The organism is Acinetobacter sp. YH01021, from assembly GCF_013420255.1.
Taxonomy (GTDB): domain Bacteria; phylum Pseudomonadota; class Gammaproteobacteria; order Pseudomonadales; family Moraxellaceae; genus Acinetobacter.
On sequence record NZ_VOYO01000010.1, the window covers coordinates 84,548 to 104,813 of the forward strand.

Annotated in this window: 14 protein-coding genes; 7 read left to right on the forward strand and 7 right to left on the reverse strand. The window is 43.7% G+C overall.

Annotated features, from left to right (window positions below; genetic code table 11):
• Positions 1-124: 124 nt before the first annotated feature.
• From mfd to aspA, 3 genes are all read right to left on the reverse strand, one after another.
• Positions 125-3,583, reverse strand: a complete 3,459-nt coding sequence (mfd, locus tag FTT86_RS09195) for a transcription-repair coupling factor (protein ID WP_180087288.1) — start codon at positions 3,581-3,583, stop codon at positions 125-127.
• 122 nt (positions 3,584-3,705) lie between these two features.
• Positions 3,706-4,071, reverse strand: a complete 366-nt coding sequence (locus FTT86_RS09200; RefSeq protein ID WP_180087287.1) for a hypothetical protein — start codon at positions 4,069-4,071, stop codon at positions 3,706-3,708.
• A 129-nt stretch (positions 4,072-4,200) separates the two neighbouring features.
• Positions 4,201-5,643 (reverse strand): aspartate ammonia-lyase, encoded by a 1,443-nt coding sequence (gene aspA, locus FTT86_RS09205; protein ID WP_180181068.1) that lies wholly within the window; start codon positions 5,641-5,643, stop codon positions 4,201-4,203.
• A 421-nt stretch (positions 5,644-6,064) separates the two neighbouring features.
• Here aspA and putP point away from each other — a divergent pair, with 421 nt between their 5' ends.
• Positions 6,065-7,573, forward strand: a complete 1,509-nt coding sequence (gene putP, locus FTT86_RS09210) for a sodium/proline symporter PutP (protein WP_180181066.1) — start codon at positions 6,065-6,067, stop codon at positions 7,571-7,573.
• A gap of 65 nt (positions 7,574-7,638) precedes the next feature.
• Here the strand turns inward: putP and FTT86_RS09215 are convergent, their stop codons facing one another.
• Positions 7,639-8,133, reverse strand: coding sequence for an Lrp/AsnC ligand binding domain-containing protein (locus FTT86_RS09215; protein WP_114540748.1), 495 nt, complete (start codon positions 8,131-8,133; stop codon positions 7,639-7,641).
• A 118-nt stretch (positions 8,134-8,251) separates the two neighbouring features.
• Here FTT86_RS09215 and putA point away from each other — a divergent pair, with 118 nt between their 5' ends.
• The 4 genes from putA to FTT86_RS09235 all read left to right on the forward strand — a co-directional run bounded on the left by putA (position 8,252) and on the right by FTT86_RS09235 (position 14,691).
• Positions 8,252-12,007 (forward strand): trifunctional transcriptional regulator/proline dehydrogenase/L-glutamate gamma-semialdehyde dehydrogenase, encoded by a 3,756-nt coding sequence (putA, locus tag FTT86_RS09220; protein WP_180087286.1) that lies wholly within the window; start codon positions 8,252-8,254, stop codon positions 12,005-12,007.
• 184 nt (positions 12,008-12,191) lie between these two features.
• The gene (gene trmA, locus FTT86_RS09225) at positions 12,192-13,274 is read left to right on the forward strand and encodes a tRNA (uridine(54)-C5)-methyltransferase TrmA (protein ID WP_180181067.1); all 1,083 of its coding nucleotides are present in this window, start codon (positions 12,192-12,194) and stop codon (positions 13,272-13,274) included.
• A 243-nt stretch (positions 13,275-13,517) separates the two neighbouring features.
• Entirely contained in the window at positions 13,518-13,742 is a 225-nt protein-coding gene (locus FTT86_RS09230) for a hypothetical protein (RefSeq protein WP_004279838.1), read from the forward strand.
• A gap of 388 nt (positions 13,743-14,130) precedes the next feature.
• Positions 14,131-14,691, forward strand: a complete 561-nt coding sequence (locus FTT86_RS09235; RefSeq protein WP_026055785.1) for a lecithin retinol acyltransferase family protein — start codon at positions 14,131-14,133, stop codon at positions 14,689-14,691.
• Positions 14,692-14,773: 82 nt separating this feature from the next.
• Here FTT86_RS09235 and FTT86_RS09240 read toward each other — a convergent pair whose 3' ends face one another.
• The gene (locus FTT86_RS09240) at positions 14,774-15,685 is read right to left on the reverse strand and encodes a bestrophin family protein (protein ID WP_071852319.1); all 912 of its coding nucleotides are present in this window, start codon (positions 15,683-15,685) and stop codon (positions 14,774-14,776) included.
• Positions 15,686-15,754: 69 nt separating this feature from the next.
• The gene (locus FTT86_RS09245) at positions 15,755-17,482 is read right to left on the reverse strand and encodes a glutamine--tRNA ligase/YqeY domain fusion protein (protein ID WP_071852318.1); all 1,728 of its coding nucleotides are present in this window, start codon (positions 17,480-17,482) and stop codon (positions 15,755-15,757) included.
• 424 nt (positions 17,483-17,906) lie between these two features.
• Between FTT86_RS09245 and FTT86_RS09250 the strand changes: the two genes are divergently transcribed.
• Together FTT86_RS09250 and FTT86_RS09255 are read left to right on the forward strand one after the other, a co-directional pair.
• Positions 17,907-18,416, forward strand: a complete 510-nt coding sequence (locus FTT86_RS09250) for a peptidylprolyl isomerase (RefSeq protein WP_004279844.1) — start codon at positions 17,907-17,909, stop codon at positions 18,414-18,416.
• Between the two features lie 110 nt (positions 18,417-18,526).
• Positions 18,527-19,246, forward strand: coding sequence for a UDP-2,3-diacylglucosamine diphosphatase (locus tag FTT86_RS09255; protein WP_071852317.1), 720 nt, complete (start codon positions 18,527-18,529; stop codon positions 19,244-19,246).
• 28 nt (positions 19,247-19,274) lie between these two features.
• On the opposite strand, the gene FTT86_RS09260 is transcribed toward FTT86_RS09255, so the two are convergent.
• Entirely contained in the window at positions 19,275-19,493 is a 219-nt protein-coding gene (locus FTT86_RS09260) for a hypothetical protein (RefSeq protein WP_004279847.1), read from the reverse strand.
• Between the last annotated feature and the right edge of the window lie 773 nt (positions 19,494-20,266).

A 20,266-nucleotide genomic window follows, 5' to 3' on the forward strand; every position in this document is an offset into this window, starting at 1 on the left:
TGCGAAGCACATCACAACAATTACTGTAAACAATTCATTAAAAAAATCAAGCCTGTTGTTCCTGCAAACTTCATTGGAAAATGAAATCCAAACTGAATTTTCAGGCTGATTTAATCGAATAAAATCAGTGCAATTCTTTAAGCAGACTGTCCAGTAAATCCTGTATAAACTGAATCCGCTTTTGATAGTCTTCCAGCATGACCATGACTTTTAGACGTTGACCGCCATCCATCCGGAAATAGGTCGGATGTTTCTGCATCATCTGGATAATCGTCATGGCTTGAACCGGAGTATCCGGTGCAAATTCAATATGCCCACCCTGACTGCTGATATCAATTTTAGTAATACCAAGCTGCTCGGCTTTCAATCGAATCTGATGTACAGCAAAGAGCTGTTTGACCGGTTGCGGCGGTATACCAAAACGATCAATCAATTCCATCCGGATATTATCCAGCTTTTCCTGGGTATCGGTATTACTGATGCGTTTATAGAACAACAGACGTTGATGCACATCACCCAGATATTCATCCGGAATCAGTGCTGGCATATGCAGGGTAATTTCGGCAGTCAATGACAATGGTGCGTCGAAGTTTGGCGTTTTACCTTTTTGAATGGCTTTGGTGGCTTTTTCCAGCATTTCCATATACAGGCTATAACCAATCGCCTGCATCGAACCACTCTGCTGTTCACCGAGTAATTCACCTGCGCCGCGAATTTCCAGATCTTCAGTTGCCAGCATAAAACCGGCACCCAAAGTTGAAGCACGCTGAATGGCATCCAGACGTTTTTCTGCATCACCTTTTAAGGCTTTTAATGACGGTACCATCAAATATGCATAAGCCTGATGATGTGAGCGCCCTACACGTCCGCGTAGCTGATGTAATTGCGCCAGGCCCAGTTTGTCGGCACGTTCAATCAGAATGGTGTTGGCATTCGGAACATCAATCCCGGTTTCAATAATGGTCGAACATACCAGAACATTGTATTCCTTGTGATAGAACTGCTGCATCACCTGCTCCAGTTCACGTTCACGCATCTGTCCGTGGGCCACAATCACCCGCGCTTCCGGCACCAGTTTACGGATATGCTCGGCGGCACGATCGATTGTATCAACTTCATTATGCAGAAAATAAACCTGACCACCGCGCAGCAATTCACGCAGAATCGCTTCTTTAATGGTGTCATCGGTATGTTCCTGCACAAAGGTTTTCACCGCAAGACGGCGTGCCGGCGGTGTGGCGATAATCGACAGATCACGCATGCCACTAAAGGCCATATTCAGCGTACGTGGAATTGGAGTCGCAGTCAGTGTCAGCATATCAACATCGGCACGCATGGCCTTGATTCGCTCCTTGTCGCGCACACCGAAACGATGCTCTTCATCGACAATCATCAGACCGAGATTCTTAAACTGGACATTTTCCTGCAAAATCTTATGTGTACCAATCACAATATCGACTTTACCTTCAATGAGGTCGTCAATGGTCTTAGTATGTGCTTTGGAAGAACCGAAACGTGACAGCACTTCAATCCGGACTGGCCAGTCGGCGAAGCGGTCTTTGAATGAATCATAATGCTGCTGTGCCAGCAAAGTGGTCGGTACCAGAATCGCCACCTGCCGGTTATTCTGTACTGCAACAAATGCGGCACGCATTGCGACTTCTGTCTTACCGAAACCCACATCACCACACACCAGTCGATCCATCGGCTTGGCCTGCTGCATGTCATGCAACGTCGCTTCAATCGCATTGGCCTGATCCAGTGTTTCTTCATAGGCAAAGCCACTGGCAAATTGCATATACAGGCTTTGATCGACTTCAAAACTGATTCCAGGCTTAGAAGAACGCCGTGCCTGAATATGCAGCAATTCGGCCGCGACATCGTGAATCTGTTCCAGTGCTTTACGTTTGGCTTTATTCCAAGCATCCGTACCCAGTTTATGCAACGGTGCCAGATCCGGATCACCACCACTATACCGGCTGATTAAATGCAGATTGGTCACCGGCACATACACTTTGGCGGCATCCGCATAATCCAGCTGCAAAAATTCGTGATCCTGATCGTCAATACTTAAGGTGACCAGACCAGCATAACGTCCAACGCCGTAGTCGATATGCACCACAGGTGCGCCCATGGTCAGCTCGGTCAAGCTGCGAATCAGAAACTCTTCCGAAACTTCCTGCTGACGTTTTCTACGGCGCTGTACTACCCGATGTTCATACAGTTGATTTTCAGAAATTACGCTGATGCGATCAGTCAATACCAGACCACGCTCTAAAGGCGCATTGGTAATGGCAATTGCATACAGAGATTTAATAAAACTATCAAAATTTTCAACTGTTGGAATATCACCCAGACTTGGCCTTAAGGCGTCTTTAAGACTTTCCCGGCGTCCAGCACTTTCAGCCACCAGCAGTACCGGATGATTGGCCTGATCAATATATTTTTTAACTTCATGAAACGGTTTTTCACGTTTCGGATCTACGGGCAAACGTGGTGGCAACTGGGTATCAAGATTCAATACTCCAGCTTTTTGGTCAAAAGGCGTTTGTGCGGCAATGATGCGTGCAAACTGGTTCAGCTGCTCCAGCACCTGATTGGTCTGAAAAAACAGGCTTTCAGGCGGCATGATCGGTTGGTCGACATTGTGGCGACGATCTTCATAACGGCGCACAACATCCTGCCAAAACTGGCTGAGACTTTCTTCCAAAGCCTTATCTGTAATGACAATGCCATTCTTAGGTAAGTATGAAATGAGTGAACTTTGACCTTGCATTGCTTCAGCGCTAAAAAACAAGGGCAAATAAAACTCGATTCCAGGAGAGACTATGCCATCCATCACATCCTGGTATATCGGATTTTTCTTCGGATTCGCGGTCGGGAAAAATTCAGCATAGCGGTCACGGAACGTCGCACGACCTTCCTTAAGCGGAAATTCCTGTGCGGGCAATACGGTAAACTGCTGCAAACTTTGCGTGGTACGCTGAGTTTCGGAATCGAAAAATTTCAGGCTTTCAATTTCATCATCAAACAGGTCAATCCGAATCGGTGCTTCCTGTCCCGATGCGTAGATATCCATGATACTGCCGCGTACCGCGAATTCACCTGGATCATAGACGGTATCGACCAGATGATAACCGGCCTGAATCAACTTTTTCTTTTGTTGTTCCAGATCAAATTTCTGACCGACATGAATATCGAAATGCTCACCCAGAATCCATGAGGTTGGCGCCACACGTTGTGCCAAAGTTGAGGCGGACAACAACAGTACACCAGTTTTGGGCATATTGGATAAGATTGCCAGACGTTCCGAGACAATATCCTGATGTGGGGAGAGACGATCATAAGGCAAGATTTCCCAATCCGGAAAAATCGTGGGTTTAATCCCATAAAATTCCAGTTCACTTTCCAGTTGACCCAAATGCTGATTATTACGTGCAATCACAATAAATAAGCGCGATTGCTGCTGCACGATTTCCTTGAGCAATAATGCAGTTGAGGAACCTTGCAGATTGCCTAACCAGCGTTTCTCGCCTGCTTTGAGCTGTGGTAAATTGAGTTGGGAAATTTCTTGCTGGAACATGGATATAGCTTTAAAGTCTAAATAACCTGAGGCTTATACTAGCACGATGATCTCAGGATATTTTGTTATTTTATGCAGTCTTGCCACATCCATATACTTCGATTTTAAGCCACTTTTGCAGCTTATTTTTGATCGCGCAGAAAGTTACGATAATAATCATTTAAATTCTTAAGAATCATTTTAAATTGCAGCAGATTCTCTTCGGTATTCCCCAAACTTGCATTAAAACGCTGATGGGCAATTTCCAGATCAATTTTTTCATTGATCAGCATCGCGGTGTCATATAACGCTTTTAAATCATCAAACTGTTTTAAACGGCGATTCGACAAATACTCTAATCGTGCACCCAATTCCTGATTGAGTTGAATACCATCGACGATATAACCAGTCCCTTCTACATACTGGATATTCTGCTCTTCTAAATATAGCTGTGCAGCAGTCGGTTTATTACTTTTAAATAAGGCACTGATTTTATCAAACATCGCCATTTACCCAGCCAAATATAGTTCAGGCTCTAGTCTAGATGAAAATGCCTCAAATCCACATCCTGAACTTGAGGCAAATTATCAAAATAGCAGCGATTCGCTGTTTCAGACGATTTAATAGGTATATGTATGTTAAGAAACCTGTTCGAGCTGATTCTCTGCTGAAGGGATTTCAGACACCAGATTTTCAAATGCAAAAATCTCTTCTAATTGCGCTTCACTCAATAAGCCCAGCTCCAACACCACTTGCGGTACAGTTTTATTTTCCCGCATACATTGTTTGCCGATTTCATCGCATTTGGCATGTCCCAATATCGGTTCAAGCAAGGTCACAATCCCGACACTGCGCATGACGGAACTTAAGCAAATCTGTTCATTGGCCTGAATACCAGCAATACATTTCTGATTCAGGGTTTGCATGCCTTGGGTCAATAACTGAATTGATTCATTCATCGCCACGGCAATCACAGGTTCCATGACATTCAATTGTAGCTGTCCGGCTTCCGCAGCCATAGTAATGGTTAAGTCGTTACCAATCACCCGAAAGGCAATCTGATTGACCACTTCCGGAATTACCGGATTGATTTTTGCCGGCATGATCGAAGAACCTGCCTGTAACTCAGGCAAACGGATTTCAGCTAACCCTGTACGCGGTCCCGAGCTGAGCAAGCGCAAGTCATTACAGATTTTGGACAGTTTCACTGCCAGACGTTTTAAACTGCTCGACAAAATAATAAAGACGCCACAATCGCTGGTCGCCTCGACATAATCTGTGGCTCCTTTTAAAGGCAGACCAGTCAGATGCGCCAAGGTTTCTACCACCTGCTTGGCATAGCCCGGCGGTGTATTCACCCCGGTCCCAATGGCGGTGGCGCCTAAATTGACTTCTAGCAATAACTGTCGCATCTGCCCAATCAGCTTCAGGTCTTCTTTTAATAAGATGGCAAATGCCCGGAATTCCTGTTCCATGGTCATCGGAACTGCATCTTGTAACTGGGTACGTCCCATCTTGATGACATATTCAAATTCGGCAGCTTTATGGTCGATACAGTCAATCAATGCTTTAAGCACGCTCAATAACTCATCTAGACTGCTATAGGTCGCCAGACGCAAAGCCGTTGGATAGACATCATTGGTTGATTGCGAAGTATTGACATGATCATTCGGATGCAGAATGTGATAATTGCCTTTCTGATGGCCCGACATTTCAAGGGCAATATTGGCAATCACCTCATTGGCATTCATATTGATGGAGGTTCCGGCACCGCCTTGATAAGGATCGAGTGGAAATGCCGCTTGCCACGCTTCCGGATGCTGAATCAATTCATCACAAGCTTTCTGAATGGCAGTACTGGTCTGCTCGGACAGTTTCTGAAAATGCAGATTGGCCTGTGCCGAAGCTTTTTTCACTTGAGCCAAAGCACGAATAAAATGCGTTTGTTGCCCTACCGCCAATCCGGAAATCTTAAAATTTTCGATGGCACGTAAGGTATGAATCCCATAATAGCTATGCAACGGGATTTGTTTTTCCCCCAATAAATCACGTTCAATGCGGGTCGGTTCGATTTGAAGCATATTGTCCACTAAAAAATACTCTTGGCGATGCACCGTATTTGGTGTGACATTAATATGAGCAAACAAATACAGGCCTAATAGGAAGACTTTAACCTAGATTTGCTACGATTTATTACCAATACGCTAAGGATGTGAATTTTGTAATATTGTGTAAACAACTGGCTAAAATTTAAATATTTTAATTATTTATTCAAAATTTCCACTTCCCCCCTGAATTTGACGTCGTATTGCCTTTTATCCGCTCAAGTTATTCCTGATTTAATTTCAGAGAATTACTACGATGTTTACAATAGACATACATAAAAGCTGTGTAATTGTTACAGAGTGTAATTTTTAAACCATGCTTGAATCACCTCCTTGCGATCTCAGTACAAAAAATCATCTTGGACGATGATTTCCATATTTACAGGATGACCTGCCTATGACTTCTTTAAACCCCACCCTGATTACCTTCATGTTTTATATTATCGCCATGATTGCAATCGGGTTATATGCTTATCGTGCCACCTCCAATTTTGACGAATATATTCTAGGTGGACGGAGTCTGGGCAGTGTGGTCACTGCACTTTCAGCGGGCGCATCGGATATGAGTGGCTGGCTGTTGATGGGTCTTCCGGGAGCCATTTACCTGTCTGGCCTGTCAGAAGCCTGGATTGCGATCGGTTTGATTATCGGTGCATGGCTGAACTGGTTACTGGTGGCAGGTCGACTGCGTGCCCATACCGAATATCAGAACAATGCCCTGACCTTGCCGGATTATTTCACCAGCCGTTTTTCCGATCGTAAACGTATTTTACGGGTCTTGTCTGCCTTGGTGATTCTGGTGTTCTTTGCAATTTATTGTGCCTCAGGCATGGTCGCAGGTGCACGACTGTTTGAAAGCCTGTTTGGCTGGGATTACACCACAGCGCTTGTGATTGGTGCGATGGCGACGATTCTTTATGTTTGTATTGGTGGCTTTTTGGCGATCAGCTGGACAGATACATTCCAAGCCGGTTTGATGATTTTTGCCTTATTGCTGACTCCGATCATTACCTTCTTGGCCTTGGGCGACAACAGCCAGCAAGTGAGTGTCATTCTTGAATCAGCTCGTCCACATGCCTCCAGCATGCTTGAAGGTTTAAGCACCGTTGCGATTATTTCCAGTCTGGCCTGGGGCTTGGGTTATTTTGGTCAGCCGCATATTCTGGTGCGTTTTATGGCAGCAGATTCGGTCAAAACCATTCCTGCTGCGCGCCGTATTGGCATGACCTGGATGATTCTATGCCTAGGTGGTGCAGTGGCTGCCGGTTATATCGGTATTGCCTACTTCAGTGTCAATCCCGCATTGGCCTCGGTGGTGAATCAAAACCCTGAAACGGTATTTATGGAGTTGACCAAAATTCTGTTTAATCCTTGGATTGCCGGAATCATTCTGGCTGCTATCTTGGCGGCAATTATGAGTACCTTGAGCTGTCAGCTTTTGGTCTGCTCTACCACCCTGACCGAAGATTTATATAAGAGTTTCCTGCGTAAAAATGCCTCACAGAAAGAACTGATCTGGGTCGGTCGTGGCATGGTCTTGGTGATTGCCCTGATTGCCATTTCACTGGCGATTAATCCGAATAGTAAGGTTTTAGGACTGGTGGCTTATGCCTGGGCAGGTTTTGGTGCCGCATTTGGCCCACTGATTATCTTGTCGCTATTCTGGAAACGAATGACCCTCAACGGCGCGATTGTCGGTATGGTGGTCGGTGCCGTGACTGTAATTGTCTGGAAAAATTACATGGGTGATACCGGTCTGTATGAGATTATTCCGGGCTTTATTCTGGCTACCCTCAGTATTGTCATCGTCAGCCTGCTGGATAAAGCACCTAGCGAAGATGTGGTTCATCGTTTTGAAATGGCTAAAGCCGAGTATCAAAAAGAAATGGCGGAAATGAAAAAATAAATATTTTTTTCAGCATAAATTAAAGGGACTTTCGAGTCCCTTTTTTGATTTTAATTTACTGCTAATTATTTGGCTTTTCCCGGCATTTTCAGATGGATCTGCTGACTTTCTTTAATCACTTCCATCACCGGATAACTGCGCGTTTCTTTAATTCCGGGCAATTGCCACAAGATCTGACCAGAGATTTTCCGGAATTCATCCATATTGGCACAGCGGATTTTTACCACGAAATCAAAACCGCCACTGATCATATGACACTCGATAATTTCAGGAATCTGCCGCACAGCATGGGAAAATTCATCTAAAACATTCGGCGTGGTTTTATCCAATAAAATTTCAACAAAGACCACAAAACCATTATTCAACATGACTGGATTGAGGCGCGCTTCATAGCCCACAATAAAACCTTCCCGGGTCAGCTTTTGTACACGCGCCAAGGCTGCTGTAGGCGACAAATTGACCAGTTCAGCCAGTTTGATATTGGATAGCTTGGCATCGGATTGCAATAAACCCAGTATACTAATATCTATACGGTCAAGGTTCAAATAAGGACTTGGCATTAGAATTATTCTCTAAAAAAAGCGAAAACTATAGTGAGATATTCGTCAAATATTCTGTGATTATAGATTAAAACTCATTCACCTCAAAGAACTGATTGACGCAGTACAGGAAGTCACTATGCCAACCACTCTCCGCCCAGATTCAATTTTAGATTCAGCCCAGCACTCAAACTATATTGCTGAATTTAAACACAAAAACCAATACGAAGAACGTATTAATACGGCATGGCGTCGTGCAGAAACTGAATGCGTCGAAGAGTTATTGGCCCATAGTGAAATTTCTTCCGAGATGAGTGACAAGATTCAGGCGCTTGCCTTTGATCTCGCACATTCCTTACGTGAACGCAAAAGTTCCACTGGGAAAGCCGGTATTGTCCAAGGCTTATTGCAGGAATTTTCTTTATCTTCTCAGGAAGGCATTGCCCTGATGTGTCTGGCAGAAGCCTTACTGCGGATTCCGGACAAAGCCACACGTGACTTGCTGATCCGTGACAAAATCAATCAAGGTAACTGGAAAGAACATTTGGGCCAGAGCCAATTGATGTTTGTGAATGCAGCAGCCTGGGGACTGATGCTGACCGGCAAGCTGATGGAAACCCCACAGCAAAAAAGCCTGTCTAGCTTATTGACCGGTCTTTTGGCACGCAGTGGTCGCGGGATTATCCGTAAGGCCGTCGATGTTGCCATGCGCATGATGGGCGAGCAGTTTGTTACGGGTGAAACCATTGATGAAGCCCTGAAAAATGCGGAGCCGCTGGAAGAAAAAGGCTTTCGCTATTCCTATGACATGCTGGGTGAAGCTGCACTGACCGATCCGGATGCTGAACGTTATTATCAGGATTATCAGCAAGCCATTCATGCTATTGGTCAAGCATCACAGGATAAAGATGTTTATGACGGGCCTGGCATTTCTATCAAACTCTCTGCGCTGCACCCCCGTTATCAGCGTTCGCAAATGGATCGCGTGCATGATGAGCTCTATGCAAAAGTACTGAAACTCGCGGTCTTGGCCAAGCAGTACAATATTGGTTTAAATATCGATGCTGAAGAAAGCGATCGCCTTGAGATTTCGCTAGAATTATTAGAACGTCTGTGTTTTGAACCGCAATTGCAGGACTGGAAAGGCATTGGCTTTGTAATTCAGGCTTATCAGAAACGCTGCTTCTATGTGGTGGATTACATCATTGATCTGGCGAAGCGCAGCCAGAAACGCCTGATGATTCGTCTGGTCAAAGGCGCGTATTGGGATAGCGAAATCAAAAAGGCCCAGATTGATGGAATGTCGGATTATCCCGTATTTACCCGCAAGGTTCATACCGATCTATCTTATATCGCCTGTGCGCGTAAGCTGTTGGCTGAACCGGATTATATCTACCCGCAATTTGCCACTCACAATGCACAAACGGTAGCGACGATCTATCAGCTGGCACAACCTGAGCAGTATTATGCCGGCCAATATGAGTTCCAATGTCTGCATGGCATGGGCGAACCACTGTATGAAAATGTCGTGGGCGATCCATCGAAAAATAAACTCGGTGTACCATGCCGGATCTATGCGCCAGTCGGCAATCATGAAACCTTGCTGGCTTATCTGGTGCGCCGCTTACTGGAAAATGGTGCCAATACCTCCTTCGTCAATCGTATTGCTGACAAAACCTTGAAAATTGAAGATTTGATTGAAAATCCACAGCAAACCATTTTAAAGGCGTCAAAACAGGAAGGCGTGATGGGTGCCAAGCACCCGCATATTCCTTATCCGCAAGATCTTTATGCCGATGCACGATTGAACTCTTCAGGACTCGATTTGGCCAATGATGCTGAACTCAGTATTTTAAATGAAGTCGCATCCAGTCTGGCAAATACGCAATTTCAGTCAGCTGCTATGGGAACGGCATTTAGCAGCGTGAATACGCCCCATGCAGTTCCAGTGATCAATCCAGCACACCATCAGGATGTGGTCGGCACAGTCTATGAAGCAACTTCTGAACAGGCCGAAATTGCACTCACTCAAGCAGTTAATGCACAAAGTTTCTGGGCCAATCTGCCAAAAAATGAGCGTGCTGCCTGCCTGAATAAAGCCGCAGAACTGATGGAACAGCGTTTGCTTCCGCTCATGGTTCTTCTTTCTCGCGAAGCAGGTAAAACCTATGCCAATGCGATTGCCGAAGTACGTGAGGCGGTAGATTTCTTGCGTTACTATGCAGCTCAAGTTTTGGATCTCAGTGACAATGTACAGATCCAGCCTTTAGGTACTGTACTATGTATCAGTCCATGGAACTTCCCGCTGGCGATTTTTACCGGTCAGATTTCAGCAGCGCTGGTCGCTGGCAATACCGTGATTGCCAAACCGGCTGAACAAACACCGCTCATTGCAGCACAAGCCGTACAGATTTTATGGGAAGCCGGCATTCCGCAGGATGTGTTACAGCTATTGCCGGGCCGTGGTGAAACCATTGGTGCACAGCTCAGTGCAGATCCACGTATTCAGGGCATCATGTTTACCGGTTCCACCGAGGTCGCCCAAATTCTACAAAAAACCGTGGCAGAACGAATAAACCAGTTTGGAGAAAGCGTCACCCTGATTGCTGAAACTGGTGGTCAAAATGCCATGATTGTGGATTCATCTGCATTGACTGAACAGGTGGTGTTGGATGTTGTGAGCTCTGCCTATGACAGTGCCGGTCAGCGCTGTTCTGCCCTGCGTGTCCTTTGTGTGCAAGAGGATAATCTGGAGGCTGTTCGCAACATGCTCAAAGGTGCCATGCAACAGTTGCGCGTTGGCAATCCGGTCTTGCTGAAAACCGATATTGGTCCAGTGATTGATGCAGAAGCCCAGCAAAATATCCAAAAGCATATTGAGCAGATGCGCAGCAAAGGTCATACAGTTCATCAGTTGATGTTTAATCAAGACCAGACTGAATTAACTCCAGGAACATTCATTGCGCCGACCCTGATTGAACTGCCAAATCTGGACGATCTAGAACGTGAAGTATTTGGTCCGGTGCTGCATCTGATCAGCTATAAATATGGCGAACTGGAACAGTTATTAGATCAGATCAACAGTAAGGGCTATGGTCTGACCATGGGCTTGCACACGCGTATTGATGAAACCATGCAAACCGTGATTGCGCGAGCAGAAGTCGGCAACCTGTATATCAACCGCAATATCGTTGGTGCGGTCGTGGGCGTCCAGCCTTTTGGTGGTGAAGGTCTGTCCGGCACCGGTCCGAAAGCGGGTGGCCCGTTGTATATCTATCGTTTAATGCATCAAGTATCCGAGAAAAAACTGAGCTCACCTTATGCAGTTCAAGCGGGTCCAGCACTTGTTGAAAATAACCTTGTTCAGGAATTTAAAGCCTGGGGAGCTAAAACTTTTCCGACTTTATCTTTAAAAGCACCTATTGAGATTGCCACTGGTCAAAGCTTTAGCCTGCAAGGTCCAACCGGTGAAGAAAATCAGTACATGATCTTGCCACGAGAAAGCGTTTTATCCTTAGCACATACCGAGCAAGACCAGATTCAGCAAATTCTGGCAATTTTATCGGTCGGCAGTCGTCCTGCATTCCTAGCTGACAATACTTTTATTCTGAAATATTTACCAACCATGCCAGCCGCGGTTAGCAAGCAATTTAAAGTGGTCCGGGATATTGAAACAGGTGTATTTGAGGCCGTCCTGCATCATGGTGACACTACTGAACTGATTGATTTGCAGAAACGCATTGCAACACGCCAAGGTCCAATTATTGGTATCACCCATTTAACTTCGGGCAACTATGATATTCCGGTCGAGCGATTTGTGATTGAACGCGCGATCAGTATCAACACGGCGGCGGCAGGCGGCAATGCCAGCTTGATGACGATGGATAATCTCTAAATTAGTCTAATCATCTCAGCATTTTTAGCTTAAATCTTTCCTCTTGATGGCCAAATCTCTCTCCTCAGAAGGTTTGGTCTTTTTTATGCAGCTTTTAAAGCGGCTCAACTACAATAGGCTTAGGCAGATCGGCAATTTTTTGCTACCATTTGCGCTTTAAAATATTTGCGATTTCTTACTGCATATGACTTCATCTTATCAGCAACAACTTGAAGCCAAAATTGAACGCATCAGCGCTCAGTTTGCCGAATATCAACCACCTGCTTTAGAAGTATTCCAGTCTCCTGAAAAATATTTCCGCATGCGTGCTGAATTCCGGATCTGGCATACTGAAGATGATCTGTTTTATGCCATGTTCGAACGTGACGAGAACAACAATAAAAAAGTCATTCGTATTGATGAATTTCCAATTGCAGACCGCAGCATTAATGACTTGATGCCACAATTACTTGAAGCATTCAAGGCAGATGCCAATCTGGGTCATCGTCTATTTGAAGTCCATTTTCTGGTGACTTTAAGTGGCCAAGTCCTAGTTTCCCTGATTTATCACCGCAAGCTGGATGAAAGCTGGGAACCTGCAGCAAAAGCCCTGGCGGAAAAGCTGAATATCAAACTGATTGGCCGCAGCCGTGGCCAGAAATTCGTCCTGACTGATGAATATGTGGTGGAAGAACTGTCGGTCTTTGACCGTCGCTATAAATACAAGCAGATCGAAAGCAGCTTCACCCAGCCGAATGCACAAGTTTGTCAAAAAATGCTGGAATGGGCATGTGATGCAGCAGAGCAATCAGATAAAGATTTGCTGGAACTCTACTGTGGCAATGGCAACTTTACCCTGCCACTTTCGACCAAGTTCCGCCGTGTATTGGCCACTGAATTAGCCAAATCTTCAGTCTATGCAGCTGAGTGGAATATTGAGCAGAACCAGATTGAAAATATTCAGGTTGCGCGTTTGTCTGCAGAAGAATTCACTCAAGCGTATAATGGCGAACGTGTTTTCCGTCGCTTACAGGAAGCACAAATTGATATTTCGACTTATGATTTTGATACGGTATTTGTCGATCCACCGCGTGCTGGTATTGATGATGAAACGCTGAAACTGTTACAGCGTTTCCAGCGTATTATTTACATTTCTTGTAATCCAGATACTTTATATGACAATCTGAAACAGTTGTCTCAAACGCATAAAATTAGCAAGTTCGCCATGTTTGACCAGTTCCCGTATACACACCATGTTGAAACGGGTGTATTGTTGGAAAAAGTATAAAGAATTTGTTTCAATTTATTATATTGTTACAAAAATGGAGCTTTTTAAAGCTCCATTTTTTATATTAAAAATCATGTATTTAATAATAAATATTGACTTGTACAGCAAGAAATATCGTTAGACCTTTAGGCTTCCATCGGAAATTTTCAAGACCAACTGCTGCTTTTATCACATAGGTCCTATTGCTTTATTTATTTAATTGGCTATATTTCACTCTATGTTAGGTTGTTGTATGAAGGCTCTATGAGTTTTTGGCAAAAGTTGTTTTCTCATGAACAACACAATGAACACAAGAATCAAATTGCTTGTGTTGAAAATGATTGCTCTTGCAAGACAAATGAACAGCTTCTTGAAGCACTTTCTAAAGCCACTGATGAAGAAATCATCATCGGAATTAAAAAGGTTCTGGTATCTCGCGGCTATAGCCGTAAAGAACTGAATGAACTTCAGCACTTGCCATTGCAGTAATCGGCCAAGGTTACAGCCGTATAAAGAAAGCACTTGCGTAGTCAGGTGCTTTTTTTATGCTTGAAAGTTTATAGTTGAAGGGTTTGGTCTTCTCTATTTCAGCATAGTTTATTAACTCCAACTTTAAAACTTCAGAGATCAGGCAGGAAAACTCTAAACAACTTATTTGATCCCCTTTGATTTGAAGAAATGTTAAGGCTTGCTTAGGCTATTTAAAACCTTTACCAGAAGAATATGTTCTAAATTCTGCTTTCTTTAAATCCCTTTAAATTTGGCTTAATAACTCTTCAATTCTGATCTGAAACTCAGGCAAGGCATCGATTAATTTAGCAAAACACAGTACACTTCCTATTAAACGACAATGCTTTTTAAATGGCTTAATTCTGATATGCAACAGACTAAACGGTTTCCCATAGGCGCACACCTTATGGTTAAACATTTCGGTTATACCCATCATGGGATTTACGCCGGACGTGGTCGTGTCATTCATTATTCCGGCTTTGCGCATTTATTCAAGAAACGCCCCATTGAAATCACCTCGATTGAAAAATTCAGTCATGGCAAACCGATTCATATGCAGCATTATGACTCGGCAAAATATAAAGGTCGTAAAGTGGTGCGCCGCATGCGGTCCAGAATGCATGAAAATAACTATCATCTGATTATTAATAATTGCGAACATTTGTGTACCTGGGCCATTACCGGCGTAGAAAGCAGCCCGCAAGTGATTTATATGATGAATCGTCTGACCACGATTGGTTATATCAGCTCGATGATGAGTTTTATGAACAGCATGTTCCTGACCCTGACCACCACCAGTTTCGCATTGGCGCTGTACATCAAGAAGAAGCTCAGAGATAAAGCCAATCTGCGTTTGCAACAATACCGTGAATTGCAAGATCAGGCTAAAACTAAAGTGTCAGACCTGACCAATCTTAAACATCGTTAATTTAAAGCTCAGCCTGCCGATGATTTTTTATTAGCAAGAAATTTTAAGTTCGTGTTTACATTTTGATGATATCGATAAGGAATCAGGTTAAATAGCCTTTTCTGGCTTGAATCGCCTCAGGTAGTGCTTTACCTAAAGAGCTTAGGGTTTCCCGCTCTACTAGTCGTACAATTGAATCTAGCGGCAGATCGTTGTCCTGCAGGCCAAAAGGTTCTTCCAGCTCCGCACTGAGCTCATCCAGCCCGAGCAGCATATAAGCAATCAATCCGACCAGTATCGGCGTCCACAGGCCTAAATTCGCCTGCAAACTGAAAGGCAAGATAAAGCAAAAAGAATAAACCGCGCGATGCAACAGCACCGAATAAGAAAATGGTAATGGCGTTGACAAAATCCGGTCGCAACCGGCCTGAATATCTCCCAAAGCCACAGTATGCTGATTCAGGTTGTTATAAATAATATCGCTGATCTTGCTCTGTTTATATTGCTGCACCAGCTCTTTTTGCATCTGTTCCAGCACCCATTGTGAAGGATTGATTTGCATGGACAATTGCTCAAATGACTTAGGTTCAAAACTGGTAGTGGCTTGATAAGCCTGAATACTGGGCGTTTGCTGTCTCAGCCGATCCCGTAATAGATGGGTGAACAGCATCATGCGGTACAATAAGATTTCACGGGTTTGCTCATCCAGCACATGGCTATCCCGGCATAAATGGCGCGTAGTGGCAATCAGCGCGCCCCATAGCTTGCGCCCTTCCCACCAGCGATCATAGCAGGCCGTATTTCTAAAACTCAGAAAGATCGAGAGAATCACACCAAAGATGGTAAAGCCAATTGCCGGGACGGCAGGAAGGCTCACGAAATGTGCCTGACTCAAATACACCAGTAAAGCGGAAATAAAGACCACCAAAACCAATGCGGGCAGCACCTTGGGCAGAATTGTTCCCTGCCAGGCAAACAGTAAACCCAAACTATTATTCTTATCACGCACAATCATGCAATTTTCCCTGCTGTATTGAAAAAGCCCAACCAGAGTTGGGCTTTTTACATTCTGACTTAAACCAGCTTATTTGCCAGGTTTAAAGCTGTCCTTAAGATCAAGGATACGGTTGAATACCGGTTTTTCGCTTGAATGATCGTATTGATCTGCCACAAAATAGCCTTCACGCTCAAACTGGAACCGGTCTTCCGGTTGTGCTTGTGCCAAAGCAGGCTCAATCACGGCCTGAACTACCTTTAATGATTCAGGGTTCAGGTTTGCCAGGAAGTCATCACCCACTTCTGGATCAGATTCGGTGAACAGACGGTCGTAAATACGCACTTCCGCAGGAACGCCTTTTGTCGCAGATACCCAGTGAATCACACCTTTCACCTTACGACCTTCAGGATTTTTACCCAAAGTTTCAGGATCAATCGAACATTTCAGCTCAACTACTTCGCCATTTTCATCTTTAATGACTTCGTCACATTTGATGACATAGGCATGACGTAAACGGACTTCACCACCTGGAATCAAACGTTTAAAGCCTTTTGGTGGCTCTTCTTCAAAGTCTTTACGGTCAATATACAGCTCAGTCGTCAATGGAATAACGCGCTCGCCCATATCGACATTCGGATGACGTGAATGGGTCAGGTCCATATCGGCTGGCAAGTTGGTTAAAGTCACTTTTAATGGATTTAACACCGCCATACCACGAGCTGCGGTATTTTCCAGAGACTGGCGAATACAGTATTCCAGCATGGCTACATCGACGATACTGCCATCAACCTTCGACACACCGACACGTTGACAGAAATCACGTAGACCTTCAGGTGTGAAACCACGACGACGCATACCCACTACAGTTGGCATACGTGGATCATCCCAACCATTTACATGACCACCTTCAACCAGCTTACGCAATTTGCGTTTTGAGGTGATGGTATAGTCCACATTCAAACGGCTCGATTCATACTGACGTGGCACGGATGGTGATTTAACTTTTGCCACCACCCAGTCATAGAACGGACGGTGATCCTGGAATTCCAAAGTACACAGTGAATGCGTAATGCCTTCAATCGCATCAGAAAGTGGATGCGCATAGTCATACATTGGATAAATTTTCCATTTATCGCCAGTCTGATGGTGCTCAGAATGCAGGATACGATACAGGATCGGATCACGCATATGCACGTTCGGTGACGTCATATCGATCTTGGCACGTAAAACGGCCTGACCTTCTGCATATTCACCGCTGCGCATTTTCTCAAAACGTTCCAGGTTTTCTGCAACCGTTGCATCGCGTTGTGGCGAGTTTTTACCTGGCTCAACGAAATTACCACGGTTTAAACGGATCTCTTCAGGGCTTTGCAAATCCACATAGGCATCGCCCTGCTCAATCAGCTGAACTGCCCAGGTATAAAGTTGATCGAAATAGCTTGATGCATAACGCGGCTCGCCTTCCCATTGGAAACCCAGCCATTTCACGTCATTGGCAATACCATCCACATATTCCTGCTCTTCGGCATCCGGGTTGGTATCGTCAAAACGCAGGTTACACACACCTTTAAATTCTTCAGCAATACCGAAGTTCAAGCAAATTGCTTTCACATGGCCAATATGTAAATAGCCATTCGGCTCAGGCGGAAAACGCGTCACCACCTGTTGAGTACGACCAGCGGCTAAATCATCAGTAATGACCTGACGTACAAAGTCCAAGCCTGGTTGTTGTTCTTGCTGCTGCACTGAATCGACTGCATTGTTCTTCTGGGTCGGGTTCTCGGGCAGAGATGTCACAACATCATTTGGCTTCATGATCAATCATTCACTTCTAAAGTTAAAAAGGGATTAACGAATATTTCATCGTACAAGTTGTACGTATATTCATTATCAAAGTTCCTTAGTTTAACTATAGGTGCTTAATCTCTCAACCGCTAACTACGGTATTTGATTTCAATTCACTCATTTTAAAAAGTGAAAATACAGCAAGCTGCCCAAAACTAAAATATCAACACTTTACGAAACTGGAAAATGATTCAATTTGTACCTAACCCGAAATATAACGCCCTGTCTGGCAGCAATTGAAATGCCTTGATAAATCAACGTATAAATAAGGTATTATTTTTATGCTTTTAACAAAGAAAATAATGTTTTTACTTGCCTTGTCGAATGTAGTTTGCTTATGCTTCACTCATTCAGAAAAAACCATGGCACTCGTCCATGATCAGGAGATTACACAATGAGTTTTCCTCAAGTCGAATTAAACACCAATAAAGGTCGTATTGTTCTAGAACTCAATGCTGAAAAAGCACCTAAAACCGTAGCTAACTTTTTAGAATACGTACGTGACGGTTTTTATGACGGCGTAATTTTCCACCGTGTTATTGATGGTTTCATGATCCAAGGCGGCGGCATGGATGAAAACTTCAAGGAAAAAGCAACACGTGATGCGATCGAAAACGAAGCAGACAACGGCTTGACCAATGACGAAGGTACGATTGCAATGGCGCGTACTCAAGCACCGCACTCTGCTTCTGCTCAATTCTTCATTAACGTGAAAAACAACTCATTCCTTAACCACTCTGGCAAAACTGCTCAAGGTTGGGGTTATGCCGTATTTGGTAAAGTGGTTGAAGGTATGGACGTTGTGAACGAAATCAAAAACGTACGTACTGGCAACCGTGGCTACCACGCTGACGTTCCTCTAGAAAACGTAGTAATCGAATCTGCAAAAATCATTTCTGAATAAAAAACGTCCTCTCCGTTCTTTATGAGTTTTAAAGCGATGCTTTAAAACGGTGTAATGGAAAATCCCTCATATGAATGAGGGATCTAGAGAGGAATAAAAGGAAACGATTCGTGACCTATCTGTTTATCTCAGATTTACATTTGTCACCTGATCACCCTCGACTTGTTCGGGGGTTTTTAGATTTATTAACTGAATATCTAGATCAAAATACCCAATTGTATATTCTGGGTGACTGGTTCAATGCCTGGATTGGTGATGACTATACAGCTCCGTGGCTGGACGATATTGTCACTACATTAAAACAGTTTACTCAGGCTGGGAATCAGGTCTATTTTCAAGCGGGCAACCGGGATTTTGTCTTGGGAAATAAATTTTTAGCTCGATTTGGCGGGCAGCTTCTTCCTGAGATTGACCAGTTAATCATTGCTGGAATACATTTTCGCCTGGAACATGGCGATGCGCTATGTACCGATGACGTCTCCTATCAGCGTTTTAAAAAGATTATTCGTCATCCCTGGCTACTTGGCTTCTTAAGAAAAACCCCTCTCTCATTTCGAACCAGACTAGCCAACCGCTTTCGTCAACAAAGCCATCAGGCACAACAGTTTAAAAGCTATGAAGTGATGGACGTCAACCCACATGCAGTTGAGCTGGCATTACAGGATGTAGATGTACTGATCCATGGTCATACGCATCGCGCAGCCATTCATCATTTAGCCCAGAAAAGAAGAATTGTACTAGGCGACTGGAAAGAAGACAGTGCAGAGATTCTGGAAATTCAGGAAGATCAAAGTTTTGATACCCTGAAACTAAAAAAGTGGCGATATTAATCAGCCACTTTTTACGATATTGATCTGCTTAACACAGACGATAAAGCTGGTTTACCCCAGTATAGAAACTTTTACCATCGAGATTGAACTGAAATTCCTCACCCGTTGGCAATTGAATCATTTTACCGACCTCAACCCAGATAAAACCGTCCATTGTATTTTGCTTGCGCTTTAATGGAACCAGTTTCACGTTAATTTCATTGCCATCAGCGGCAGTGGCAATATGCCATTCATTGATTTTGATCAAAATATTTACTCACACGATATGAGCTTTTTGTGACTATATGGAGAGAGATTAATAACAACCTAGTTTACATAATAGTTCTATGGTTAGTAGATCTTATTTGAGTTCAAATACTTGAACTAAAAAGTACATCACAATCAGCTTAAAATAATAATAGAAGCAAGAACAGTACTTGCTTGAAGTGCAACCAGTGTAAGCTATTTATCCAGCAAAAGCAAAATTACATTGTAATGACAATAGAATGGGATTTTTAAGAACTTTTTTCATGCTTTGTTAATTATTAGGCTTTTGATTTTTATGATCTAAAATTCATTTTAACGTTATTTCATTTCCGTTGATAAACAAAACCTGTCTTTAAATACCTTAAAATCAATATTAGAGACATGAAACTCAGCCCGAGGTACAGCAAGTTCCACTCTCCCGTCTTTTGATAATTTAGGATCAAGAGAATAGCATTTAAGGCTACAAACAGTACGTGAATCATAAAAAAGGCTTGTTGCACTCGTCTAGTTTTTTGCTGACGTTGGTTCTCTAAGATGTTCTGCTGTTCTTGTAAAAATTTTTCTGCATCTTGAAGGTTCATTATGATTTTCTTATGGCTGAATGAATAGCTCATCTAAAGAATTTCCGGTTAAAAATAAACTAAAAATCTAGAGCCTGTCATCAATTAGCTTGAGAAAATCTAACCTGTCCTCATTATTTTTTCATGACTAAACGCTATGCATTAAGAGATGATCAGTGGGAGCAGATTAAGGATCTGTTACCTGGACGAGCGA